Origin of the sequence: Curtobacterium sp. MCBD17_021 (genome assembly GCF_003234525.1) — a bacterium.
Taxonomy (GTDB): Bacteria; Actinomycetota; Actinomycetes; order Actinomycetales; family Microbacteriaceae; genus Curtobacterium.
This window is the reverse complement of record NZ_QKTS01000011.1, coordinates 32,748-54,104: the sequence shown is the minus strand read 5'-3', so window position 1 is coordinate 54,104 and position 21,357 is coordinate 32,748. Positions and strand designations below refer to the sequence as shown.

At 71.8% G+C, this 21,357-nt stretch carries 16 protein-coding genes and 1 pseudogene; 7 read left to right on the top strand and 10 right to left on the bottom strand.

Annotation, left to right across the window (positions count from 1 at the left end):
* Position 1: 1 nt before the first annotated feature.
* The 4 genes and pseudogenes from DEI83_RS10980 to DEI83_RS10970 all read left to right on the top strand — a co-directional run bounded on the left by DEI83_RS10980 (position 2) and on the right by DEI83_RS10970 (position 2,396).
* On the top strand, positions 2–715 hold the full coding sequence (locus tag DEI83_RS10980; RefSeq protein WP_146243313.1) for a sensor histidine kinase: 714 nt from the start codon (positions 2–4) through the stop codon (positions 713–715).
* Positions 676–981 (top strand): annotated as a pseudogene (locus tag DEI83_RS16340) (response regulator transcription factor); the annotation flags it as partial. The gene DEI83_RS10980 and the pseudogene DEI83_RS16340, both read left to right, overlap by 40 nt.
* Positions 982–1,049: 68 nt before the next feature.
* Positions 1,050–1,385 carry a response regulator transcription factor gene (locus tag DEI83_RS16335; RefSeq protein ID WP_309146590.1) on the top strand — a complete coding sequence of 112 codons (336 nt, stop codon included), beginning with the start codon at positions 1,050–1,052 and terminating at the stop codon, positions 1,383–1,385.
* 120 nt (positions 1,386–1,505) lie between these two features.
* Positions 1,506–2,396: a hypothetical protein gene (locus tag DEI83_RS10970; protein WP_111081998.1), complete on the top strand. Its 891-nt coding sequence runs from the start codon at positions 1,506–1,508 to the stop codon at positions 2,394–2,396.
* A gap of 110 nt (positions 2,397–2,506) precedes the next feature.
* Here DEI83_RS10970 and opgC read toward each other — a convergent pair whose 3' ends face one another.
* The 3 genes from opgC to DEI83_RS10955 are packed head-to-tail and all read right to left on the bottom strand — an operon-like array spanning position 2,507 to position 7,427.
* Positions 2,507–5,008, bottom strand: coding sequence for an OpgC domain-containing protein (gene opgC, locus DEI83_RS10965; RefSeq protein ID WP_111081997.1), 2,502 nt, complete (start codon positions 5,006–5,008; stop codon positions 2,507–2,509).
* Positions 4,996–5,400: an ATP-binding protein gene (locus DEI83_RS15970; RefSeq protein ID WP_181431182.1), complete on the bottom strand. Its 405-nt coding sequence runs from the start codon at positions 5,398–5,400 to the stop codon at positions 4,996–4,998. The genes opgC and DEI83_RS15970 overlap by 13 nt, the downstream gene beginning before the upstream one ends.
* 2 nt (positions 5,401–5,402) lie before the next feature.
* Positions 5,403–7,427: a glycosyltransferase gene (locus DEI83_RS10955; RefSeq protein ID WP_111081995.1), complete on the bottom strand. Its 2,025-nt coding sequence runs from the start codon at positions 7,425–7,427 to the stop codon at positions 5,403–5,405.
* Positions 7,428–7,704: 277 nt separating this feature from the next.
* Here DEI83_RS10955 and DEI83_RS10950 point away from each other — a divergent pair, with 277 nt between their 5' ends.
* Entirely contained in the window at positions 7,705–8,124 is a 420-nt protein-coding gene (locus DEI83_RS10950) for a hypothetical protein (RefSeq protein ID WP_111081994.1), read from the top strand.
* A gap of 165 nt (positions 8,125–8,289) precedes the next feature.
* Here the strand turns inward: DEI83_RS10950 and DEI83_RS10945 are convergent, their stop codons facing one another.
* From DEI83_RS10945 to DEI83_RS10920, 6 genes are all read right to left on the bottom strand, one after another.
* Positions 8,290–8,616 carry a hypothetical protein gene (locus tag DEI83_RS10945; protein ID WP_111081993.1) on the bottom strand — a complete coding sequence of 109 codons (327 nt, stop codon included), beginning with the start codon at positions 8,614–8,616 and terminating at the stop codon, positions 8,290–8,292.
* Positions 8,617–8,680: 64 nt separating this feature from the next.
* Positions 8,681–9,043: a hypothetical protein gene (locus DEI83_RS10940; protein WP_111081992.1), complete on the bottom strand. Its 363-nt coding sequence runs from the start codon at positions 9,041–9,043 to the stop codon at positions 8,681–8,683.
* A gap of 2 nt (positions 9,044–9,045) precedes the next feature.
* The gene (locus DEI83_RS10935; RefSeq protein ID WP_111081991.1) at positions 9,046–14,493 is read right to left on the bottom strand and encodes a DUF6531 domain-containing protein; all 5,448 of its coding nucleotides are present in this window, start codon (positions 14,491–14,493) and stop codon (positions 9,046–9,048) included.
* 201 nt (positions 14,494–14,694) lie between these two features.
* The gene (locus DEI83_RS10930) at positions 14,695–14,976 is read right to left on the bottom strand and encodes a pyrophosphorylase (protein WP_110823592.1); all 282 of its coding nucleotides are present in this window, start codon (positions 14,974–14,976) and stop codon (positions 14,695–14,697) included.
* Positions 14,977–15,160: 184 nt separating this feature from the next.
* On the bottom strand, positions 15,161–17,014 hold the full coding sequence (locus DEI83_RS10925) for a DEAD/DEAH box helicase (RefSeq protein ID WP_111081990.1): 1,854 nt from the start codon (positions 17,012–17,014) through the stop codon (positions 15,161–15,163).
* 115 nt (positions 17,015–17,129) lie between these two features.
* Positions 17,130–17,888 (bottom strand): SDR family NAD(P)-dependent oxidoreductase, encoded by a 759-nt coding sequence (locus tag DEI83_RS10920; protein WP_111081989.1) that lies wholly within the window; start codon positions 17,886–17,888, stop codon positions 17,130–17,132.
* Positions 17,889–17,956: 68 nt separating this feature from the next.
* Between DEI83_RS10920 and DEI83_RS10915 the strand changes: the two genes are divergently transcribed.
* Positions 17,957–18,526 carry a TetR/AcrR family transcriptional regulator gene (locus DEI83_RS10915; RefSeq protein ID WP_111081988.1) on the top strand — a complete coding sequence of 190 codons (570 nt, stop codon included), beginning with the start codon at positions 17,957–17,959 and terminating at the stop codon, positions 18,524–18,526.
* 21 nt (positions 18,527–18,547) lie between these two features.
* Here DEI83_RS10915 and DEI83_RS10910 read toward each other — a convergent pair whose 3' ends face one another.
* A complete protein-coding gene (locus DEI83_RS10910) occupies positions 18,548–19,033 on the bottom strand; it encodes a helix-turn-helix domain-containing protein (RefSeq protein ID WP_181431181.1) in 486 nt (161 codons plus the stop codon).
* A 252-nt stretch (positions 19,034–19,285) separates the two neighbouring features.
* Between DEI83_RS10910 and DEI83_RS10905 the strand changes: the two genes are divergently transcribed.
* On the top strand, positions 19,286–21,352 hold the full coding sequence (locus tag DEI83_RS10905; protein WP_111081986.1) for an MDR family MFS transporter: 2,067 nt from the start codon (positions 19,286–19,288) through the stop codon (positions 21,350–21,352).
* Positions 21,353–21,357 lie beyond the last annotated feature (5 nt).

Below are 21,357 nucleotides of genomic sequence, written 5' to 3'. Positions count from 1 at the left end.
CGTGATCGGTCTGCTCCTGCCGGTGCTCCTCTGGCTGCTGCTGCGCCTGCGCTCCGGCCAGCGGGACCGCGAGCGGCTGCTGGTCCGTGCGCTGGACGCCGAGACCGCCGAGCGCCGCCGGATCGCCGCGGACCTGCACGACGGACCGGTGCAGGACGTCGCCGGGCTCGCGTTCTCGCTCGGCGCGGTGGCGCGGGGTGCGACGGGACCGAGCGCCACAGCGCTCGACGCCGCCGCCTCGACCCTCCGCGGGGCGGTCTCCGCGCTGCGCTCGGTGATGTCGGCGGTGCAACCGGCGGCCCCGGACCGCGACGGCCTCGGTGCCGCGCTCGCCGACGCCACCGCGCGCGCCCACGCCTCCGGCATCGCCACCGTCCTGGACGTACCGGACCGGGTGGACGCCCCGCCTGCCGCACTCACGGCGGCCGTGCGGTTCGTGCGGGAGGCGGTGGCCAACACGGTGCGTCACGCCGGAGCCTCGCAGGTCGAAGTGGTCGTGCGGCGGCGCGACGCGGACCTGACGGTGCGGGTGGCCGACGACGGCGTCGGGTTCGACCCGCTGACGGTGCTCGCGACCCGGCGGGAAGGCCACCTCGGCACCACGCTGCTCCGACAGGTGGCCGAGGACTCCGGCGGGTCCCTGCACCTCCGGACCGCGCCGGGAGCCGGGACCACGTGGGAGCTCGCCCTGCCGGTGCGGGGCGACCGGTGGTGAGGGTGTTGCTCGCCGACGACCACGCTCTCGTCCGCAACGGGTTGCGTGCGGTGCTCGACACGACGGCGGACTGCACGGTGGTCGGTGAGGCCGGAACGGGCGAGGCGGCCGTCGAACTCGCTGAGGACCTGCAGCCCGACGTCGTGGTGATGGACCTGTCGATGCCGGGCGCGGGCGGGGTGGCCGCGACAGCCGCACTCGGCGAGCGGGTCCCGACGGCACGGGTGCTCGTGCTCACGACGTTCGCGGACGACGCACGGGTGCGCGCGGCGCTGACCGCCGGGGCGACCGGCTACCTGCTCAAGGACGCCGACCCCGACGACGTGGTCGTGCCGTGCGGGCGACGGCGCGGGACGAGGTGCCCCTCGACCCGCGGATCGCCCGGGGCCTCCTCCCGCGCGGTGGTGATGGTCACGGTGCCGGTGGTCCTGCCCGGACCGGAGCCGGTGGTCCCGTCCGGGCCGAGGCCGACCGGAACGCTCCGGACCTGCCCCCGCGCGAGCGCGACGTGCTGGTGCGCCTGGCCCGCGGTCTGTCGAACCGGCAGATCGCCTCGGAACTCGGCATCGCCGAACGGACCGTGAAGGTGCACGTCAGCAGCGTCTTCCGGCGGATCGGTGTCGCCGACCGGACGAGTGCGGCCCTCTGGGCCCGGGACCACGGGTGGTGATGGTGGGCGTCCGCCGTCCGGGATCCGGGTACTAGTACCAAGGTCCGATGGTGCCGTCCCGCCGGACCGGCGACGATCGTGCCCAGGGGACGCACCGCCCCCGAACACAGGAGGCACACCATGGACACCACGACCACCCACCGCGCACGCACCGCGGGTCGCCGCACGGTCGGCATCGCCGCCACCGTCATCACCGCAGCGGTCGCCGCGGTCGCCCTCGTCGGGGTCGCCCCGGCGCAGGCGTCCGGCAAGACCTCGACCGGCGGGGACTACGCCGTCACCGTCAACGGCACCACGACGAACCCCGCGGTCGGCAAGGACTTCAGGCTCCGCGACACCGCGGTGTCCGGCACGATCGCCGTCCGTGGCAAGCACAACGGATTCGACATCCGTCTCGCCGACCTCGGGGTGTACGACTACACGCTCACCGGCGCACCGGACACCCAGCGGATGGTGACGAAGCCGACCGTCGTGTTCGCCTCGAAGGTCCCGGCACTGACCGCCGCCCAGCTCGCCGGCACACGACTCTCCTCGCTCGAGGTCCGCGACGACACCCTGGTCGCGATCTTCAGCACCGGCGCCGGCAAGTTCAAGGTCCAGGCCAAGGACGGTGCACAGGGCGGCATCTTCCAGATGGAGACCGAGTTCGCCGGACCGGTGACGTTCACGCACACCCTCGGCGCCGGCCTGTTCTACTTCGTCAACCCGTACACGGGCAAGGTCAACTTCGGCGACGGCACCGCGGCGGTGACCTCGGGCAGCGGCGCGCACCAGATGCTCCTCGGCAAGGACAGCCCGCAGGTCGCGACGAAGACCTCGCAGACGGCCACCACCACGACCTGGACAGTGCAGCCGGGCGGACGCATGGGCGGGGTGCTCGGCGAGGACGCCGTCGAGCTGAGCGCGGGTGCGACGAACTGCACGAGTGACTGCCAGGCGCAGAACCAGGTCCGCGGCTCCCTGCCGGTGCCGCCGGACCCGGTGGACCCGACGCCGATCGCGTCGCGCTGACCGACGGACCGACGACCTGACGGACGGGAGGCCCGGTACCAGCTGGTACCGGGCCTCCCGTCCGTCTGGCGCCCGTCGGGTGTCGGGAGCCGTGCGTCGCGCTCCACGCGTCAGCGTGGGATGACCGAGAACATGAACTTCTTCCGCACCATGTACCAGACGAGCAGGATGAGCACCGTGTGGGTGATCGTGCCGATCCAGACGTTGCCGTAGTCGACGGGGATCGAGGCGATCACGAGCGCGAAGAACACCTGCCACACGAACACGTAGAGGCTGGCCTGTCCGAGCGGGATCCACAGCCACCCGATGACGGCGTTCACGGGCTTCCAGAACACCGTGAGGATCGCGTACGACACCGTCGCGAAGAACGCGATGTCGACCAGACGACCCCACTGCAGGTCCACGCGCTGGTACGCCGTGTTGTAGAGCTCGCGGTACATCTCGTCGGGGAAGGGCACCGGGGTGAACCCGAAGCGGTCCCCCGCCCAGACGTAGACCAGGAAAGCCGCGTACCCGCAGACCAGGACGCCGACGATGACCTTGCCGAGCCGTCCGGTCAGTGCCCGCGTGATCTGGCGTCGGTAGTACCCGAGCACGAGACCGTGCGTGAACACGACCTGCCAGATGAACAGCGGGAACACCGCGTCGAACTGGGCGTTGACCGGTTTGAACGCCGGGTTCAGCACCTGGAACATGTAGAGCGCCCAGCTGACGATGAGCAGCGCCCACCAGAACCCGCGGCGGATGACCCACATGAACACCGGGATGAACAGGCTCAGCACCACGAACAGGCCCATGATGTTGAACGGCCACGGGCCCATCTCGAGCAGCAGGAACTGCCGGATCGCGTACCAGGGCGGCGGGTAGGCGAGCAGCTGCATCGCGTTCGGGTACAGGTCGTAGATGCGGCCCTCGGCCTGCACACCGTCCGTCCCGGTGCCGCGGTCCGTGAACGTCGTGATCGCGTCCGTGTTGAGGAACGGGACGAAGCTCAGTGCGAAGACGACGAGGATCACCACGAGCGTCACGACGTACTGCTTCCGCGCGCGTCTGAACGCACCGATCGCGGAGGCCCACTCGCCGAACTTCGCGACGCCGAGCGGGTAGACCATGCCGAGGACCATGCCGGACAGGAACACGAACATCTCGGCGCCGGTGATCGCGCCCACCGCGTGCAGCGTGAGGTACGAGTACGGACCGGACACCTCGATGTGCGTGATCACCACCGCGAGGATGATGAACCCGCGGAACAGGTCGAGGCGCAGATCGCGTCCGGGCTTGCCGTCGTCCGGGTACCGCCAGCTCGGCACGAGCCGCCCGACCAGTCCGCTCAGCACGAACACGACCGCGAGGCCGGCCGCCAGCCAGACGATCCACGCCATCTGGTCGCCGCCGGTGTCGAGCTGCTGGTTGGTGGCCTCGGCGCCCTGCTGCGGGGTGACCCGGTCGGTGACGGGGCCGAAGACGAAGCGGTCGGACTCCTGCATGTCGGTGCGGAAGGACCCGGCGACCCCGGGCGCCTTCGCGAACCGCCAGTCCGCGGGCCGGTTGCCCGCTTCGGGCTCGCGGCGGATCGCGTCGACGTACGTCACACCGCGGATCTCCGGATGCTCCCGGACGGAGTCGATGACCTGCCGCCACCACCCCTGCTTGACGGGCAGTTCTGCATCCCCACGGAGCGAGTGGTCGTAGAGCGCGCCGGTGTCGAGGAGCATCGGCAGGTCCCGGCCCTCGGCGAAGCGCTCGGTGAACGTCTCCGGCTGGGGCCGTTGGTAGCCCCACGTCTCGGCGAAGCGCTGCGCGACCTCGTCGGACTCGGGCACGTCGTTCCGGGTCAGCGGGACCTCACGTCCGGCGGCCTGCGTCGCCGCCCCCTTGCCGAAGTAGAACATCGACAGTCCGACCCAGTCGACGGACGCATCGCCCGGCCAGTAGGGCAGGTACGGGTCGTCAGCCTCGGTGAGTTGCCCGTCGCCGCTCGTGTCGAGCTTGTCGGTGTCGGTCGCCGACAGGTCGGCCAGTCGCCCGGCGGAGGAGCCGAAGGGGTAGCCGGCGCCGTACGACGGCTGCCACACCATGCGGGCGTGCGAATCGCCCGCGTGCACCTGGGCCGCGAGCGCCCGGAAGGCCCGGATGAACTGCGTCGGCTGTTGCCCCCAGCGCACCCACGTGCCGTTCATCTGCGGGGCGAAGCGGACCAGCAGCTGCGTGCCGTACTGCCGGTTGATCTCCTGCAGGAGCGTGTTCGCCCGGCGTGCGTCCGCCTTCGTGAGGGTCCGGAGCGCACGGTCGGGCTCGAGGCTCACCACGAGCACGGCACCCTGCGCGGCAGCCGCGCGGGTCGCACGCAGGAGTTCCCGTTCAGCGGACCGGTCGATCGGGTACGCGACCTCGACGCCGTACATCGACGGCGTCGCGCCGAGTCGTCCCTCGTAGCCGTCCGGGGAGTCCGAGCCCCAGTCGAGGTCCGGACCGAACCAGGTCTTGCCGCTCGCGGGCTCGCGGACACCGGGCGTCACCGCCTCTGCTGGCAGTGCTCCCCCGAGCAGGAGCACGCCGAGCGTGACGAGGAGCGCGACCGCCTTCGCCGCGTGCCGCCTCAGCGAGCGCACACCAGCGTCCAGACGTTGCGGCCACCCTGGTGACTGTGCTCGAGGTGGTCGAGGGCGGCGATGGCCAGGGCGAGCCCGCGGCCTCCTTCGTCCTCCGGGTCCGCCATGGTGACCTCGCTGAGGTCGATGTCGACCGGCATGCCGTTGTCGGACAGGACCGCGACGAGGTCGTCGCCGTCCGTGCCGAGGTCGAGCAGGAACCGACGGCCCTGGCCGACGTCCGACCGGCGCGTGTGCTCGATCACGTTGGCCGCGATCTCGACGAGCGCGGTCTCGAACCGGAACCGCAGCGAGGCGTCGTCGATCGCCAGGCCCTCCCACCACGACCCGAACGTGTCCTGCACGGTGTCGAGGGACGCCGGGACCGCGGGGACGTCGATGCTGGCGTGCACGTTCACAGGGGTCCTCCGACCGTGGTCGATTCGTGGGCCAGGGGCATCTCGGCCTCGGGCCCGCGGTAGCGCACCGCACGGATGACGATGCTGAAGATGAACAGGTCGAAGACGACCCAGGCGGTGTTGACGAGCGGCGCGATGCCCTCGGCCTGCCCGGCCAGGTAGCGGATCACGATCATCACGAGTGCCGCGACCAGCGCCCCCATCGCGATGAGCTGCGGCTTGACCAGGTCCCACCGCGGTCGCGCCTCGGACTCGTCGCGCACCTTCGGCGTCACACGGAAGCCGAGGGGCTTGCCGCGGAAGACGTTCTCGAACGCACTCGTCACCGATTCGATCCACACCGGGAACAGCGCGAGGGAGTACTGCTGCCCACGCCAGGTCGGCCTGCCCGCGGCCACCACCCAGAACAGCAACTGGTTGAGCACCAGGAACGGGATGAGTCGGGCGAAGAAGTCGACGCTGTACGCCTGGACCGGCACCACGCCGAAGGACAGGCAGAGGACCGGTGCGGCGATGTAGACGACCGCGGCGAAACCCGACAGGTAGCTCCACATCGTCGAGAAGTACATGAGGCGCTGCCCGAACGACAGGCCCTTCTGCACGAGCGGGTTCTCGCGGAAGAACACCTGCATGGTGCCCTGCGCCCAGCGCAGCCGCTGCACGAGCATCGTCTGGAGGTCCTCTGGTGCCAGGCCCTTCGCGAGGATCTCGTCGTGGTACGCCGACTTCCAGCCGAGACCGTGCAGGCGCATGGCGGTCGCCATGTCCTCGGTCACCGAGATCGTCGCCAGCGGCATGATCGGCTGCGCCTCGTCGTCACGGTTCACGTCGAGCGCGCGGGTCAGCACGGCGATCGCCTCGATCGCCGCCACCGGCGACGCGTCGCGCTGCCCGAGCACGTCCAGCGCGGCGTCGTCGAGACCCGCGAAGGTGTTGGCGTCGGTCGACATCGCCGCGAGTTCCTGCAGTTCGGCGCGGACTGCGTCGAGGTCCGCCGCGGCGAACCGGAACGCGATCGCGTCGATGCCTCGCTGGAACCGGTAGGTGACGTCGCCGAGCGGCTCGCCCGCCGCGATGTCCGCCCGCGCCTGGTCGACGACGATCTCCGCGTCGTCCAGAGCGGTGAGCACGCGGGGGTCGGTCTCGGTCTCGCGCGCGCGGGCGAGGAGCTTCTTCGCGGTCTTGACCGTGCGCTGCACGCTCGTCTCGACCTCGCGGACGTACCGCGTGATGCCGAGCTGCATGAGGGCCTCCCGCCGGAGGATCGCGTTGGACCCGCAGAAGAACGCCGCGTTCCAGCCGTCCTTCGACTGCTGGATCGGCCCGTAGAACAGCGGTGCCTGGCTGCCGAGCGGGTCGGACTCCGGGACGTTCTCGAACCACTGCGGGGTCTGCACGAGCGCCATGCGCTCGTCCTTGAAGTACCCGAGCGTCCGGTCGAGGATGGCAGGGTCCGGCACCTGGTCGGCGTCGAGGATGAGCAGGAACTCGCCCTGCGTGGCGAGCAGCGCGTTGTTGAGGTTGCCGGCCTTGGCGTGACGTGGGCGGTCCACCCAGTCCTTGCCGCGCGTGATGACGCCGAGCCCCTCGGCCTCCGCCGCGGCACGCATCTCCGGACGGTTGCCGTCGTCGAGGATCCACGTCTCGTGCGGGTGGCGGATCGCCTTCGCTGCACGCGCGGTGCGCATGACGAGGTCGATCGGCTCGTTGTACGTCGTGATGAAGACGTCGACGGTGACCGGGTCCTTCGGCGGGGTCGGTGGCTCGCCGCGCTCCCGGAGCTTCCACGCCCCGAAGGCGAAGAGCACCGAGTCGATGACGCTGTACGTCTCGGCGAGGATCAGCGGCACGGCGATCCACCACGAGTGCCAGTTCACCGAGGCCACCCACCGCCACGCGATGTAGTTGATGCCGGAGACGGCAGCGAGCACGGCGACGGTCCGGACGGCGACGAGCCGGCGGCGAGGGGTGCCGACCTCGAGTCGTCGGCGGTCCCGGCGCCCGACCTCGACCGCCGTCATCGGCGTGCCCCCGGTGAACCGTGGAAGCTGTGCACGGCGTCCCCTCCTGATCCCGAAGCCCCGTGCGCGCGGTTGCCGAGCACGGGAGTGGCAGCGGGGTCGGCGGCGGTCCCGGGTCCCGTCGGTCGCTCCCCTCCGCACGACGTCGCTCCCTGGCGACGTCGGCGTGCTGTCTTGTCTACCGCAGCCAGGCGACCACTGTCAGCACCACGCCCCGATCTGGGGACGCGCGTCCCGCTCCCCGTCCCGACCCGGATCCCAGGCCTAGACTCGCCGCATGCTGTTCGGGCGAGCACGACAGAACGCGGAACCGGTCGATCTCGGGTCGCTGGAACCCTGGCGGTCCGACGCCGTCACCGCCCGGTGCGTGCCGCTGCCCATCGGCCGCAAGGGCAAGACCATCCCCGGCGTCATGCTCTTCGACGGATCGGTCTCCCCGGTGTTCGCGGTGCGTGAGGTCCAGCGGCTCGTCGACCACGACCTGAACACCGCCGAGAACGTCAACCAGCCGCCGATCGCCTTCCTCATGTGGCCGGACGACGCCGCGGACGACTCCCCTGCCGGGCGCTGGCTCCGGGACGCTCCTGGCGAGAGCCTCACGCTGCTCGTCGATCCGCTCGAGATGCCGCCGACCGTCCGGTTGCAGGGCGAGGCGCTGGCGTCGTTCCGCGAGTGGGTCCACACGCTCCCTCGCTGACCGCGGCTCAGCGGCCACGAGGCCCCGGGGATGCCCACCGGGACCGCGATGCCCACGACGGACCGGCAAGCAGCAGCGACCAGGGCCACGGCGTGACCATGCCCGCGCCCACGCCCACGCCCACGCGCACGCGCACGCGCACGCGCGAGGATCGTGCGGCGTCGGTCACCGCGGTGCGCGGCCGTTGACGAGCCAGCGCACGTGTGCTCCGAACACCGAGCCTGCAGAGCTGCACATGATCCACGGCAGCAGCGCGGCGTCCCACCCGTCGAGGACGCGGGTGAACAGCAACACCGCGCCGACGATCCCCACGACGAGGAGCAGCGACGCCGTCGCCGGGCGGAACACTGCGAAGGCGCCCGCGGTCCACACGAGACCCGCGACGAACCCCACCGCCAGGGACGGCACGAGCACGCCGGCGTGCGCGCCCGCGATGCCCACGGGGACGGCGATGCCCACGACCGAGAGGCAGGCAGCAGCGACCAGGTTCACGGCATGCTGACGCTGACCCCGCCGTGGTCTGCTCCGCGTCACGCTCCCGGGCCGGCCCCTGCGCTCAGGTCCGGCGCCTGCGCTCAGCCAACCATCGGAGATGCGCACCGAAGACCGACCCGGCGAAGCTGGCGAGGATCCACGGTGGCAGCGCCACGCTCCACCCGTCGAGCACCCGGTTGAACAGGAACATGGCAGCGAACATGGCCGCGACGAGCACGAGTCCCGACCACCCCGGCCGGAGCAAGGAGAACGCCACGACCCCGAGCAACAGCCCCCCGACGAAGCCGACCGCCAGGTACGGTGCGGCCCGTCCGGCCTGGTCCCCGACGACCATGAGCGGCACGAGGAGTCCGACGCCCGCTCCGACCACGGCGGCGATCAGCGTGACGGGGTGCTGTCGCTGGCCTCGCCACTCCTTCGTCATGGTCACTGAGGGTAGACCCCCTGGTCCTTCAGCCACGACTGCGCCGCGTCCGTCCCGACCCCGAGGCTGCCGCCGACACCCGCGGACTGCCACAGCCGAACTGCGTTGGTCGACCCGCTGAAGACGCCTTCGAAGGTCCGGATGTTCGTCTGCGCCATCTGGTTGAGCGACGCGCTCGGAGACTGCCCGCCCGGTACGGACGCTCCGACGACGCCCGTGCCGGTGTTCCACAGGACGTCGGACACCGACGTGGGCTTGCCTGCGATGAGGTTGTCCGCGGCGCCGCCGATGACGCTGCTCCCGCCGCCGAACCCGAGCGTCGCGACGCGAGCGGTCACCGAGGTGGTCGTCTGCCCGAAGCGCTGCGCGAAGGTCCCCCCGGCCGGCCCCGCCATGCTGCCGAGCGCGGAACTCGCGCCACCACCCGCCACGTGCGCGAGGAAGTCACGGTTGTTCCACTCCCCCTCGTGGTTCACGGCGTACGAGACGCCGCTGCTCGTGGCTCCGACAGCACCGTTGACCGAGGCGTTGACGGCCGCGGCACCCGCCAAGCGGCTGGTCGACGACGCTGCTGCCGCCGCCCGGCTCGCGACCATCATCCCGCCGCCGCCGACGGCACCGGTGATCCCGCCCACTGCGGTGTCCACCGCGACCTGCCCCCAGTCGACCGTGCCCTTGGTGGCCTTCTGCGACGCCGTCGAGATCGCTCCGCTGACCATCGCGCCCGACGCCGCCATGAGCGCGATGCCCGCGGGTCCCCCCACCCCGGTGAACAGCAGCGCCACGCCGATGCCGACGCCGATCGCGCCGACGACCCCGGCGGCCACGTACTCCCAGTGGCTGCCGTGCTCCGCCTGGTACGCCTGCAGGTCCGCGTCCGTCGCCGGCCGGAGCCCGAGCGGGTCGGCCGCGTGCAGCGGATCGTTCCCCGCGTACGCGTAGGGGTTCGCGGCCCACGCCGTCCCGATCACAGGCGGCAGCGGATCGACCGACAGGAAGCCGCGCGCCACCGGGTCGTACACGCGGGCGCCGAGCCACTCGAGCCCGGCGATCGCCAGACCGCCCGTGACGCTCAGGCCGACACCGGCAGGGAGGCCCGGGGGCGCGTCGGGCGCGCCCGTCGCCCCGGGACCGGCCGTCGCTCCGGACGCACGCCACGGGTCGGCGAGGTCCGTCGCCCGACACGGTCGCCACGACGGAGCAGCCCACGTGCCCCCCACCGCGGTGATGCCGCCCGCCAGACCCAGGACCGCCGTGCCGCCGATCGACGTCAGCGACGGGAGCGGGGCGGCGCTGTCCCACCAGGTCTCGGCACCGTCGACCTCGAGCGGTTCGCCGAGGACGTCCACCCGGACACGGTGCCCACCGGTCTCGACGTACGTCGCGTCCCGCTCGACCACGCCGGCGAGGTACCCGAGGTCGTCCCACGCGTACTCGGTCGTCGAGCCGTCCGACGCCGTCCGTCGGACCCGTCGCCCGAGCCCGTCCGAGAGGTACTCCACCCGTGCGCCGGTCACGACGTCGGTGCTCGCGACGAGCTGCCCGGCGGCGTCGTGCTCGTGGCGCAGGGAGGCGTCGCCGGAGCGCTCCGCGACGAGTCGTCCGGCGGCGTCGTACTCCCAGGTGGAGACGCTGCCGTCGGGACGCTCGGCGCGGACGAGCTGTCCGGCGGCGTCGTGCGTGTACGAGGTCGTGCCGTCCCCGTACACGACCGCGCGGATCCGGTCCTCGGCGTCGTGTTCGACGCGAGCGACCTCGACGCCGTCGGTCGTCGTGGTGGTGTGCGTGACGAGCCGGCCGCGCTCCCAGCTCCAGGCGTGCACGACGTCGCCCACCGCTGCCTGCACCGGTCGGCCGACCGGGTCGAGGACGAACGAGACGTCGGGCAGGTCGGCCCGCCGGACGGCGACGACCCGGCCGGCTCCGTCGCGGCGGTACACCGTCCGGGTGCCGTCGGGGTCGGTCCGGGCCCTCCTGCGGCCGTCGGCGTCGTACTCCCAGACGACGGCGCGGTCCCCCCGGCTCCGCGAGACGAGCAGCCCACGCCGGTCGTACCGGAGTTCGTGGTCGAACGCGCGACCGGCACCACCGCTGTGGTCCGTGACCACGACGCTCCGAGCCGCCCGGTCGACGCGCACCTCGGCCACCGTGCGATCGTCCACCGCCACGGTGGTCTGCCGACCGCCGTCCTCGAACGTCCACGTGGTGGTGTGCCCGTCGGGGTCGGTCTGCCCGGTCTGTCGACCGGCCGCGTCGTAGGACGCCGTCGACCTGCGGCCGAGCGGGTCCGACACGGCCACCACCCGGTCGGCCTGGTCGTACTCGTACCGGGTGACGCCGCCGAGCGGGTCGGTGACGCTCGTCACGCGCCCACGGAGGTCGTGGTCGAACCGGGTCACCCCGCCGAGTCCGTCGACGGCCTCGACGAGCTGTCCGGCGGCGTCGTACCGGAAGCGTCGCTGCCCGGACCGGACGTCCTGCGTGGCGAGGAGTCGTCCGGCGGCGTCCCAGCGCCAGCGGGACGTGCCGGCGCCCGGGGTGGTCCGCGACACCGGTCGGCCCACCGCGTCGTAGGCGGTGCGTTCGACGTCGCCGGTGGGCAAGGTCCGCGTGACGACCCGGCCGTCGGCGTCGTACCCGAGCTCCGTCCGCGCGCCGAGCGGGTCGATGCTCGCGACCGGACGGCCGCAGGCGTCGTACTCGTACGTGGTCCGGGCACCCGAGGGCTCGACGACCGCGGTCACCCGGCCGGCGAGGTCGCGTTCGAGACGGGTCAGTCCGCCCTCGCCGTCCACGAGTTCGACCGGTCGGCCGCAGCGGTCGTACGTGACGAGCTCGGCGGTGCCGTCCGCACTCGCGACCTCGACCGGTCGGCCGTACTGGTCGGAGCGCACCGTCGTGGTGCCGAACGCGTCACGGAGGGTGGCGACGCCCGTCGCCACGTCCGTGGTGCCCTCGACACGCTGGCCGGTGGGGTCGGTCACGCCGGTGAGGTCGCCGTTCCGGTCGTGGTCACGGCGCCACACCTGCCCCGTGGGGTCGACCGTCTCGCGGAGGCGGGAGAGCGGGTCGTGGACGAAGGTCCAGTGGCCGCCGTCGGGCAGGTCGAGCGCGGCGAGGTTGCCGAGGTCGTCGAAGGTCCGGGACGTGGTGCGTCCGAGCGGGTCGGTCGTGCGCTCGAGCTCGCCGTTCGTGCCGTACCCGTAGGTCGTCCGTGCGCCGGTCGGATCGGTCGTGGCGACGAGGCGGGTCCCCTCGTGCTCGAACGACCACACCGCGCCGTCCGCGTCCCGGCGGGAGGTCACCCGGCCGGCTTGGTCGTAGCGGTACTCGGTCCGCGCACCGGACGGCATCACCACGGCGGTCGGGCGTCCGGCGGGGTCGCGCTCGACCCGCATGACGTCGCCCAGGGCGTTCCGGGTGGCGACGAGCTCGCCGTGCTCGTCGTGCTCGAGCTCGACGACCACCCCGGTCGGGTCCACCGCGCGCCGCAGGAGTCCCCCCTCCCAGGTGAGTTCGCTCCGCCCGCCCTCGGGGTCGACGACGACGGAGGGGTCCCGGTCGTCGCCGACGTACTCGTAGGTGACGACGGAGCCGGTCTCGGTGACGACGGTGGTCACCCGGTCGCGTTCGTCGTACCCGTAGGTGATGTCCGCCCCTGAGGGGGTCACCGTCCGGGTGCGGCGGCCGCGGGCGTCGACCGCGTGGACCGTCACGGCTCCGGAACGGTCGGTGACGGAGACCAGGCGGCCGCGGGCGTCGTACTGCATCGACTGGCGGGCGTCGTCGGTGTCGACGACCCCGACCAGCCGACCCTTCGCGTCGGAGATCCAGGTGTTCGAGCGTCCGCCGTCCGGGTCGGACACGACGGTCACCCGACCTGGCAGGTAGGCGAACCGGACCGTGCGGCCGTGCGGGCTCACCTGCTCGACGACGCGGCGCCGTTCGTCGTAGGTGTTGCGGGCCTCGACGACACCGTCCTCGTCGACGACCGCGACGACGAGCCCCGCGTCGCCCCACTCGTACGTGCGGGTGCCGGTCGCGCCGTGGACGTGCGTGAGCCGCCCGGCCTCGTCGTAGGCGTACTCGACCCGGCGCCCGTCCGAGGCGCGGGCGACGACGACCCGTCCGTCGAGCGTCTCGACGTCGATCCAGCGCCCGCGCTCGTGGGCGAGACGCGTCAGCGCACCGTCGGCGTCCCGCTCGACGGTCACCGTCGTGCCGGGGCCGGATCCGGCTGCCAGCCAGGTGCCGGCCGGTGAGAACGCCCACCACGCCCCGGAGGAGTCACGGACGACGAGCCGGTCGTCCTCCCGCGTCAGTCGCAGGTACTCCTCCACCGCCGTGGCCCAGCCGTCCCCGTCGCGGGGGAAGCGGAGGACGCGGCCGTCGGCCTGGGTCAGGGAGGCGCCCTCGTCGTCGACGTCGAGCCGCGTCTCGAGGACGGACGCCCAGCCCGGCCCGAACAGTCCGGTACGGTCGTCGAGCGAGTTGTACATGCGGGTGAGCCGGAGCGACTCGGACGCTCCGGCGAACCCGAGGTCGAGTTCCGACTCGAGGAAGTTGCCGGTCGAGGTGTTGACGGGGTCCATCGAGTAGCCGGTGGTCGGCACCGCGCCGAACGCCTGCGGCGGCTCGATGGTCAGGCCGGAGCGCTCAGCCGAGACCCCGGCGCCCTGCAACGCGGCCGCGAGCGCCACGTCGGACACGGTCGACACCGAGCCGCTGCCCCCCGCCGCCTCGAAGGCCGAGGCGACCGTGTTCGCCCAGGACACGTCGGTCTCGTTCGCCTCGAGCCACTTGTCGATCGCGGTCGCGACACCGTGGGCGCTGATGCTCCCCCACTTGCAGCGGGAGGCGAAGTCGTCGAGCTTGCCGCGCAGCGCGGAACCACGACCGGAGAGCTGTCCGTTCAACGACGACGACCCCGTGGCGAAGGAGCGCAGGTCGTCGGGGCGAGCGGACGACGTCCCGCCGCCGCCACCACCACCGGAACCGGGCGTCGGCGTCTGTCGAGCGGTCGTGGGCGGGGTGCTCGCGTGGAACACGGGTGCCGGTTCCGCTTCCTCCGTCGGCGGCTTGTCCTCGCCGAAGAGCCAGTCGTGGCCCTGCTCGAACCAGTTGCGGGAGTCGTGCTCGGCCTGCCAGTCACGGGCGCGCTTGCGGCGGGCGTTCTCCTGCTCCGCGGCGGTCTTGAGCGTCCGGACCCATCCGGCGACCTCGCGGAGCGTCCCGGTCAGGCGCGTGGCGTCGCTGGCGGCCGTCGAGGCGTTCTGTCCGAACAGGTCGGCGAAGTGCCCGCGGAACTCCTGCGCGGCGGTGCTGACGTAGGAGGAGCGGCTGCCCGCCTGCCCGTCGATCGAGTCGGCCGAGGACGTCAGCTCGGCGATGAGCGCGTCGGCGGTGCCGTTGTCGAACTCGAGCGGTTCCGCTCCGTGCAGGTCGGCCATGATCTGTCCCCCGGTCGTCGTGCTGGTCGTTCTGGTCGTTCTGGTCGTGCTCGCCGCCGCGTCTGCCCTGCCGGCCGCGCTGGTCCTGCTGCTCGTGCTCTCCGGCTGTCAGGCTCTCCGGCGGTCAGGCACCGGTCATCGGAGACGACAGCAGCCCGGGCCGTCGAGCTCGTCGACGACCCGGGCACTGTACGAGCGGTGTTACGCGCCGCCACCCGCGGTGAAGATGTCCTGCGAGATCTTGTCGAGCTGGGTGCGGAGCTGCTCGAGCTCGGTCTTCGCCTTGTCGAGCGCAGCCTTGGTCTCCGGCCACGTCGACCCGCGGAAGTTCGCCGCGAGCGGGCCGTCCCACACGTTCGAGTCGGACAGGATGCGCCCCTGCGCATCGAGCTGCGAGATCTGGTCCGTGAACCCACCGTTCACGATGGACTGGATCTGACGGATGGCGGTCTTCGCCTGTTCGGTCGAAAGCACACGCGACATGGTGAACCCCTCTTCTCTACGTACCTGCACCCCCGCGCAGAAGATCCCCCGGAGGCTCTGACGGTGCCCACCATACCCAATCCGTGACGGCGCACACCAGGGTGCGTCCAGGAACGACGGGAGGCCCGGTACCAGTGGTACCGGGCCTCCCGTCAGCAGGTGCTCGCGTCTGCGAGCGACGGCGTCAGTCGCGCGTCTGCCGCGGCTTGCGGAACGGGCGGTCGTCACCGTGGCCGCGGTCGTCACGACCACCGCGGTCGTCACGACCACCGCGGTCGTCACGGTCGCCGTAGCGTCCGCCGTCACGGCGCGTCCCGCTGTCGCGGCGGATCGGTCCGCGGCGGTCGGGCTGGATCTCGATGAGCTTGCCGCTGATCCGGGTGTCCCGCAGTCGGTCGAGGACGTCGGAGCCCATGTCCGTCGGCAGCTCCACGATCGAGAAGTCCGGCCGGATCTGGATGGCGCCGAAGTCGTCGCGACGCAGGCCGCCCTCGTTCGCGAGGGCGCCGACGATCTGACGGGGCTCGACGCGGTGACGTCGGCCGACCTCGATGCGGTAGGCCGTCATCGGCACCGACCGGCGACGACGGTCCCCACGGTCGCCGTCGTCGTCACGTGCGGGACGGTCGTCGCGGCTGCGGCGGTCGTCGCGCTCGGCCTGCTGGCGGACGCGGTCGTCGGACGGGTCGAGGAGGAGCGGGGTGTCCCCCTGTGCGACCACGGCGAGGGCGGCGGCCACGTCGGACTCGGGGACGTCGTGGTGCTCGACGTAGTGGGCGATGATGTCGCGGAACGCCGTGATGCGCGACTGCTGCTCGAGGGCCGCGGTGATGGCGTCGTCGAAGCGGGTGAGTCGCGTCGAGTTGACGTCCTCGACGCTCGGCAGCTGCATCTGCGTGAGCGGTTGCCGCGTGGCCCGCTCGATCGCGGTGAGCAGGCGACGCTCGCGCGGGGTGACGAAGCTGATCGCGGCACCCGAACGACCGGCACGACCGGTGCGGCCGATGCGGTGCACGTAGGACTCGGTGTCGACCGGGATGTCGAAGTTCACCACGTGGGTGATGCGGTCGACGTCGAGCCCACGGGCGGCGACGTCGGTCGCGACGAGGATGTCGAGCTTGCCGGACTTCAGCTGGTTGACGGTGCGCTCACGCTGGGCCTGCGCCACGTCACCGCTGATCGCCGCTGCCGCGTACCCGCGGGCACGGAGCTTCTCGGCCAGGGTCTCGGTCTCGCTCTTGGTGCGGACGAAGATGATCATGCCCTCGAAGTCCTCGACCTCGAGGATGCGGGTGAGCGCGTCGACCTTCTGCGGGTACGACACGATCAGGTACCGCTGCGTGGTGTTCGCCGAGGTGGTCGTCTTCGCCTTGACCGTGATCTCGGCCGGGTCGTTGAGGTACTGCTTCGAGATGCGACGGATCTGCGCGGGCATCGTCGCCGAGAACAGCGCCACCTGCTTCATGTCCGGGGTCTCGGCGAGGATCGTCTCGACGTCCTCGGCGAAGCCCATCTTGAGCATCTCGTCGGCCTCGTCGAGCACGAGGTACTTCAGCTCGGACAGGTCGAGCGTGCCCTTCGCGATGTGGTCCATGATGCGGCCGGGCGTGCCCACGACGACGTCGACGCCGCGGCGCAGTGCGGACAGCTGCACGCCGTAGGCCTGGCCGCCATAGACGGGCAGGACGTGGACGTTCTTCATGTGCGACGCGTACTGCTCGAACGCCTCGCAGACCTGGAGCGCGAGCTCACGGGTCGGGGACAGCACGAGCGCCTGCGGCAGCTTCGCGCCGGACTCCATGCGGCTCAGGACGGGCAGCGCGAAGGCCGCCGTCTTGCCGGTACCGGTCTGCGCGAGGCCGACGACGTCGCGGCCCTCGAGCAGGGTGGGGATGGTGGCGGCCTGGATCGCGGAGGGGGTCTCGTACCCGATCTCCTTGACGGCCTTGAGGACGGGGTCGCTGAGCCCGAGGTCGGCGAAGGTGATCACGGGCTCCTCGTCGACTGCTTCGGTGGGGGTGTTCGTCTCGGTGCTCATAGGAGGAACGGTATCCCGTTTTCCGGCTGCACCCCAGACGGCACGGGGCGCAGCGGACGGACGGGAGGCCCGTGGCGGGGTCGCCGACGGACCTCCCGTGCGCCCCGGGGCCGACTCAGACGACCGACCAGCCGCCGTCGCTCGGCAGGACCGCTCCGTTGACGTTCGCGGAGTCGTCGCTGAGCAGCCAGGTGATGGCGGCCGCGAGCTGCTCCGGCTGGGCGACCGGCGGGATCGTGGTCTGCATGATCGGGCCGACCCGGCGAGCGGCGTACTCGCTCCGCATCGGGGCCTCGATGTTCGTGGCGACGGCGCCGGGTGCCACCGCGTTCGCGCGGATGCCCTGCGGACCGTGGAAGAAGGCGACGCTCTTGGTGTAGCCGGCGATCGCGTGCTTCGAGGACGTGTAGGCGGCACCCGCGGCGGAGGCCTTGAGCGCCGCCTCCGAGGCGACGTTGACGACCGAGCCCTTGCCGGCGGCGATCATGAGCGGCAGGACGGCGCGGGTGAGACGCATCGGGCCGGTGACGTTGACGCTGAACACGCGCTCCCAGGTGGCGTCGTCGACCTCGTCCGGCGGCAGGAACGCGTCCATGATCCCGGCGACGTTGGCGATCCCGTCGACGCGGTCGCCCGCGGCGGCCAGGAGCGCGTCGATGGTCTCGCTCGCGGCGACGTAGCCGACGACGGTCTCGACGTCGAGACCGTCGAGCTCGGTTCGCAGGTCGTCGAGGCGCTCGGCGACGACGTCCGTGGCGATGACGCGGCCGCCCTCCCGCGCGATCCGGGTCGCCGTGGCGCGCCCGATGCCAGAGCCCGCTCCGGTGACGATGATGGTGGAGCCGGCGAAGCGTCCGGCGGTGGTGTCGGTCATGGGTCTCTCCTCGCTGAGTCGCGCTGACTGCGCACCACAGTTGTAGCACTGAGTGCCGAAAGGGTGCCATGAACGATCGACCGACCGGCCGACCGCGGACGATCGACCCCGACGCGGTGTCCCTCGTGGCCCTCCGGCTGTTCGACGAGCGCGGGTACGACAGCGTTTCCATGGACGACGTGGCGGCCGAGGCCGGAGTCAGCCGACGGTCGCTCTTCCGGCTGTTCCCGACGAAGGGCGCCCTGGTGTGGGGCGGACTCGACGAGTTCCGCGAACGGTTCGAGGACGCCCTGACCGACCGCCCCACCGACGAGCCCGCTGCCACGGCACTCCGCGCGGCCTACCGGGTCGCCGCGACGTTCCCCACCGACGCCCTCGAGGTGACGCGACGGCGGCTCCGGGTGATCGGGGCGAACCCGAGCCTGCGACAGGAGGGGGCCTTCTTCGTCACCGAACTCGAGCACACCCTCGTCGCCTTCGTCGCCGCCCGTGACGGCGTGCCGGAGGACGACCTCGGCGTCCAGGTGCGGTGCGCGGTGTTCGCGGCGGCGGCCGACGCGGCGCTCACGTGGTGGGCCCGGCACGGCGAGGGCGGGCCGGAGGAGGTCGTCGACGGGGTGCTGGCCGAGCTGGGCTGAGCAGCCGGAGCCACCGACCGCTCACTGCCCCTGCGCGGCCCCGGCAGCCTCGTCTCCCGCCCCGAGCACCTCGGCCGCCCGGTCGTTGAAGCGGGCCAGCAGTCGCGCCAGGTCGCGCAGTTCGTCGCCGTCGAACACGCTCGTGACGTCGTCGAACACCGCGTCCCCCTGTGCATCGAGCTCGTCGAGCAGCGCCCGGCCGGCCGGAGCGAGGGCGAGGAGGGCCGCGCGACCATCGGCGGGGTCCGGCGTCGTCCGGATGTAGCCCGCCTCGACGAGCCCGGCCACCCGACGGCTGACGACGGGGCGGGACAGGCCGGTGCGCTCCGCGACGACGGTCGACCGCGCCGCACCGAGCCGCTCGACGGCGCGCAGGATCACCCGCGCGGTGGGGTCGAGCCCGCCGGACTGCTCGATGAGCACGGTGCGGAGGGTCTGCCGCACCCACAGCCGGTCGAGCTGGCGGCGGAGCAGTCGTTCGGCCTCGGGGCGATCGTCCTGGGACACGCCGTCATCGTACGGTGCGCGGAGATGGTTGCTTCCAGAACGCAACGGATGTAAAGTTGCGGAGCCTGCAAGGTTTCAGGTTGCGCAGCGGCCCTTCCCGTGGCCCCCGCACCCGCCTCGCCTCCGCCCGACGACGCACTCGCCGTCCGGCACGTCGAACCAGAAGGACCCGCATTGTCAACAGTCACCGCACCGACGCCGGTGCCGGGCCGGAGCGCCGCCACGCCCGGTGCACCCGGTCAGCAACCCCTGATGACCCACCGTCAGATCCTGCTCGTCATCTACGGCCTGATGGCGGGCATGTTCCTGTCCTCGCTCGGACAGACCGTCTTCGGCACGGCGATCCGCACCATCGGTGACGACCTGCACGGGCTCGACCAGCAGGCCTGGGTCACCACGGCGTACCTCATCACCTCGACGATCGCGACGCCGATCTACGGCAAGCTCTCCGACATCTTCGGGCGCCGTCCGCTCTACATCTTCGGCATCGTGGTGTTCATCGTCGGTGCCGTGCTGTCGTCGATGTCCACCTCGATGCTCATGCTCGCGGCCTTCCGCGCCGTGCAGGGCATCGGTGCCGGAGCGCTCATGTCCCTGCCGCTGGCGATCATGGGCGACATCCTCGCCCCGCGTGAACGCGCCAAGTACCAGGGGTACTTCCTCGCCGTCTTCGGCATCTCCTCGGTCATCGGTCCGCTCATCGGCGGGCTGCTCGCCGGCGCGTCCGAGATCCTCTTCATCACCGGCTGGCGCTGGGTGCTCCTCATCAACGTGCCGATCGGCGTCGCCGCGCTCGTCATGGTGATCGTCTTCCTGCACCTGCCGAAGGTGCACGACACCAAGGACAAGCCGGTCGTCGACTGGTGGGGCGCGACCTCGGTCATCGTCACCCTCGTCCCGCTGCTCCTCGTCGCCGAACAGGGCCGCACGTGGGGCTGGGGCTCCGCGGCCGCCGTCGCGTGCTACGTCATCGGCGCCGTCGGCCTCGTCGCGCTCCTGCTCATCGAGTCGAAGATGGGCGATGCGGCGATCATCCCGCTGAAGCTCTTCCGCTCGGGCACGTTCTCGATGGCGACCGTCATCGGGTTCCTCGTCGGCTTCGCGATGTTCGGTGCCATGCTGACCATCCCGCTGTACCTGCAGATCGTCGTCGGCCTCAGCCCGACCGAGTCCGGCTTCGCCACGTTGCCCCTCGTCGGTGGCCTCATGATCGCCTCGATCGTGTCGGGCCAGATCGTCGCGCGGGTCGGTCGCTACCGGGTGTTCCCCGTCATCGGCACCGCGCTCGTCTCGGCCGGCTACGTCGTGCTGACGTTCATGACGATCGACAAGCCGCTCTGGTTCCTCATGATCGGCATGTTCCTCATCGGGCTCGGGCTCGGCTCCGTCATGCAGTCCCTGACCCTCGCGTCGCAGGGCTCGGTCGAGGCCCGGGACATGGGCGTCGCGACCAGCTCTGCGACCTTCTTCCGCCAGATCGGTGGCACGCTCGGCACCGCGGTGCTGCTGTCGATCCTGTTCTCGGTGATGCCCGCCAACATCGTGCACGCCACCGCGGACAAGGCCGACCTGACCGATGCACTCGACGCGGCGCTCAACCCGACCGTCGCCAGCGCGAAGGCGAACCAGGGCGTCATGGACCAGATCTGGAACCCGATCGTCGACCCGATCCAGGACAGCATCGACTCCGGGCTCGCCCGCGGCACCACCGCCGCGAAGCAGGCCGCCGACCAGGCCGTCACCCAGCAGGTCACCGCCGCCGTCCAAGCGCAGGTCGCCGCCGGCACGATCCCGGCGGCAGCCGCCGAGACCGTGATCGCCCAGCAGGTCGCCGACGCCACCCCGCAGGCCGAGGCCACCGCCCTCGCAACGGCCGCCGACCAGGCGCACGCCAGCGTCGTCGACGGACGGCTCGCGGTCGACTGGACGGACGCCGGACAGCGCACCTACTGGGTCCACCAGGTCGTCCCGGACCTGGTCGAGCAGATCGACGAGGGCGCGAACGACGACTCGAGCGCCTCGGCCACGAACGACACCTCGTTCCTGACCGGTGCCGACGCCCGTCTGACCCGCCCGTTCATGGCCGGCTTCAACGCCTCGTCCGTGACGATCTACTGGGTCGGACTCGGCGTGATCCTGCTCGCGTTCGTGCTCACCTGGTTCTTCAAGGTGCCGCCGCTGCGTCAGCGCTCGGCCCTGCAGGAGCAGGCGGACCTGTCCGCGCAGGCGCAGCTCGAGTCCGAAGCCGGTCTGGCCGCTGCCGAGGCCGGGTCCTTCACCGGTCCGATGACCGGTTCCACGCCGACCCAGCGTCGGTGACCATC

What these genes read in the sequence shown, in the direction of transcription:
- DEI83_RS10970 (WP_111081998.1), top strand. Translation starts at nt 1,506, where the DNA reads ATGGACACCACGACCACCCACCGCGCACGCACCGCGGGTCGCCGCACG.
- DEI83_RS10955 (WP_111081995.1), bottom strand. Translation starts at nt 7,427, where the DNA reads ATGACGGCGGTCGAGGTCGGGCGCCGGGACCGCCGACGACTCGAGGTC.
- DEI83_RS10950 (WP_111081994.1), top strand. Translation starts at nt 7,705, where the DNA reads ATGCTGTTCGGGCGAGCACGACAGAACGCGGAACCGGTCGATCTCGGG.
- DEI83_RS10940 (WP_111081992.1), bottom strand. Translation starts at nt 9,043, where the DNA reads ATGACGAAGGAGTGGCGAGGCCAGCGACAGCACCCCGTCACGCTGATC.
- DEI83_RS10935 (WP_111081991.1), bottom strand. Translation starts at nt 14,493, where the DNA reads ATGGCCGACCTGCACGGAGCGGAACCGCTCGAGTTCGACAACGGCACC.
- DEI83_RS10930 (WP_110823592.1), bottom strand. Translation starts at nt 14,976, where the DNA reads ATGTCGCGTGTGCTTTCGACCGAACAGGCGAAGACCGCCATCCGTCAG.
- DEI83_RS10925 (WP_111081990.1), bottom strand. Translation starts at nt 17,014, where the DNA reads ATGAGCACCGAGACGAACACCCCCACCGAAGCAGTCGACGAGGAGCCC.
- DEI83_RS10920 (WP_111081989.1), bottom strand. Translation starts at nt 17,888, where the DNA reads ATGACCGACACCACCGCCGGACGCTTCGCCGGCTCCACCATCATCGTC.
- DEI83_RS10915 (WP_111081988.1), top strand. Translation starts at nt 17,957, where the DNA reads ATGAACGATCGACCGACCGGCCGACCGCGGACGATCGACCCCGACGCG.
- DEI83_RS10905 (WP_111081986.1), top strand. Translation starts at nt 19,286, where the DNA reads ATGACCCACCGTCAGATCCTGCTCGTCATCTACGGCCTGATGGCGGGC.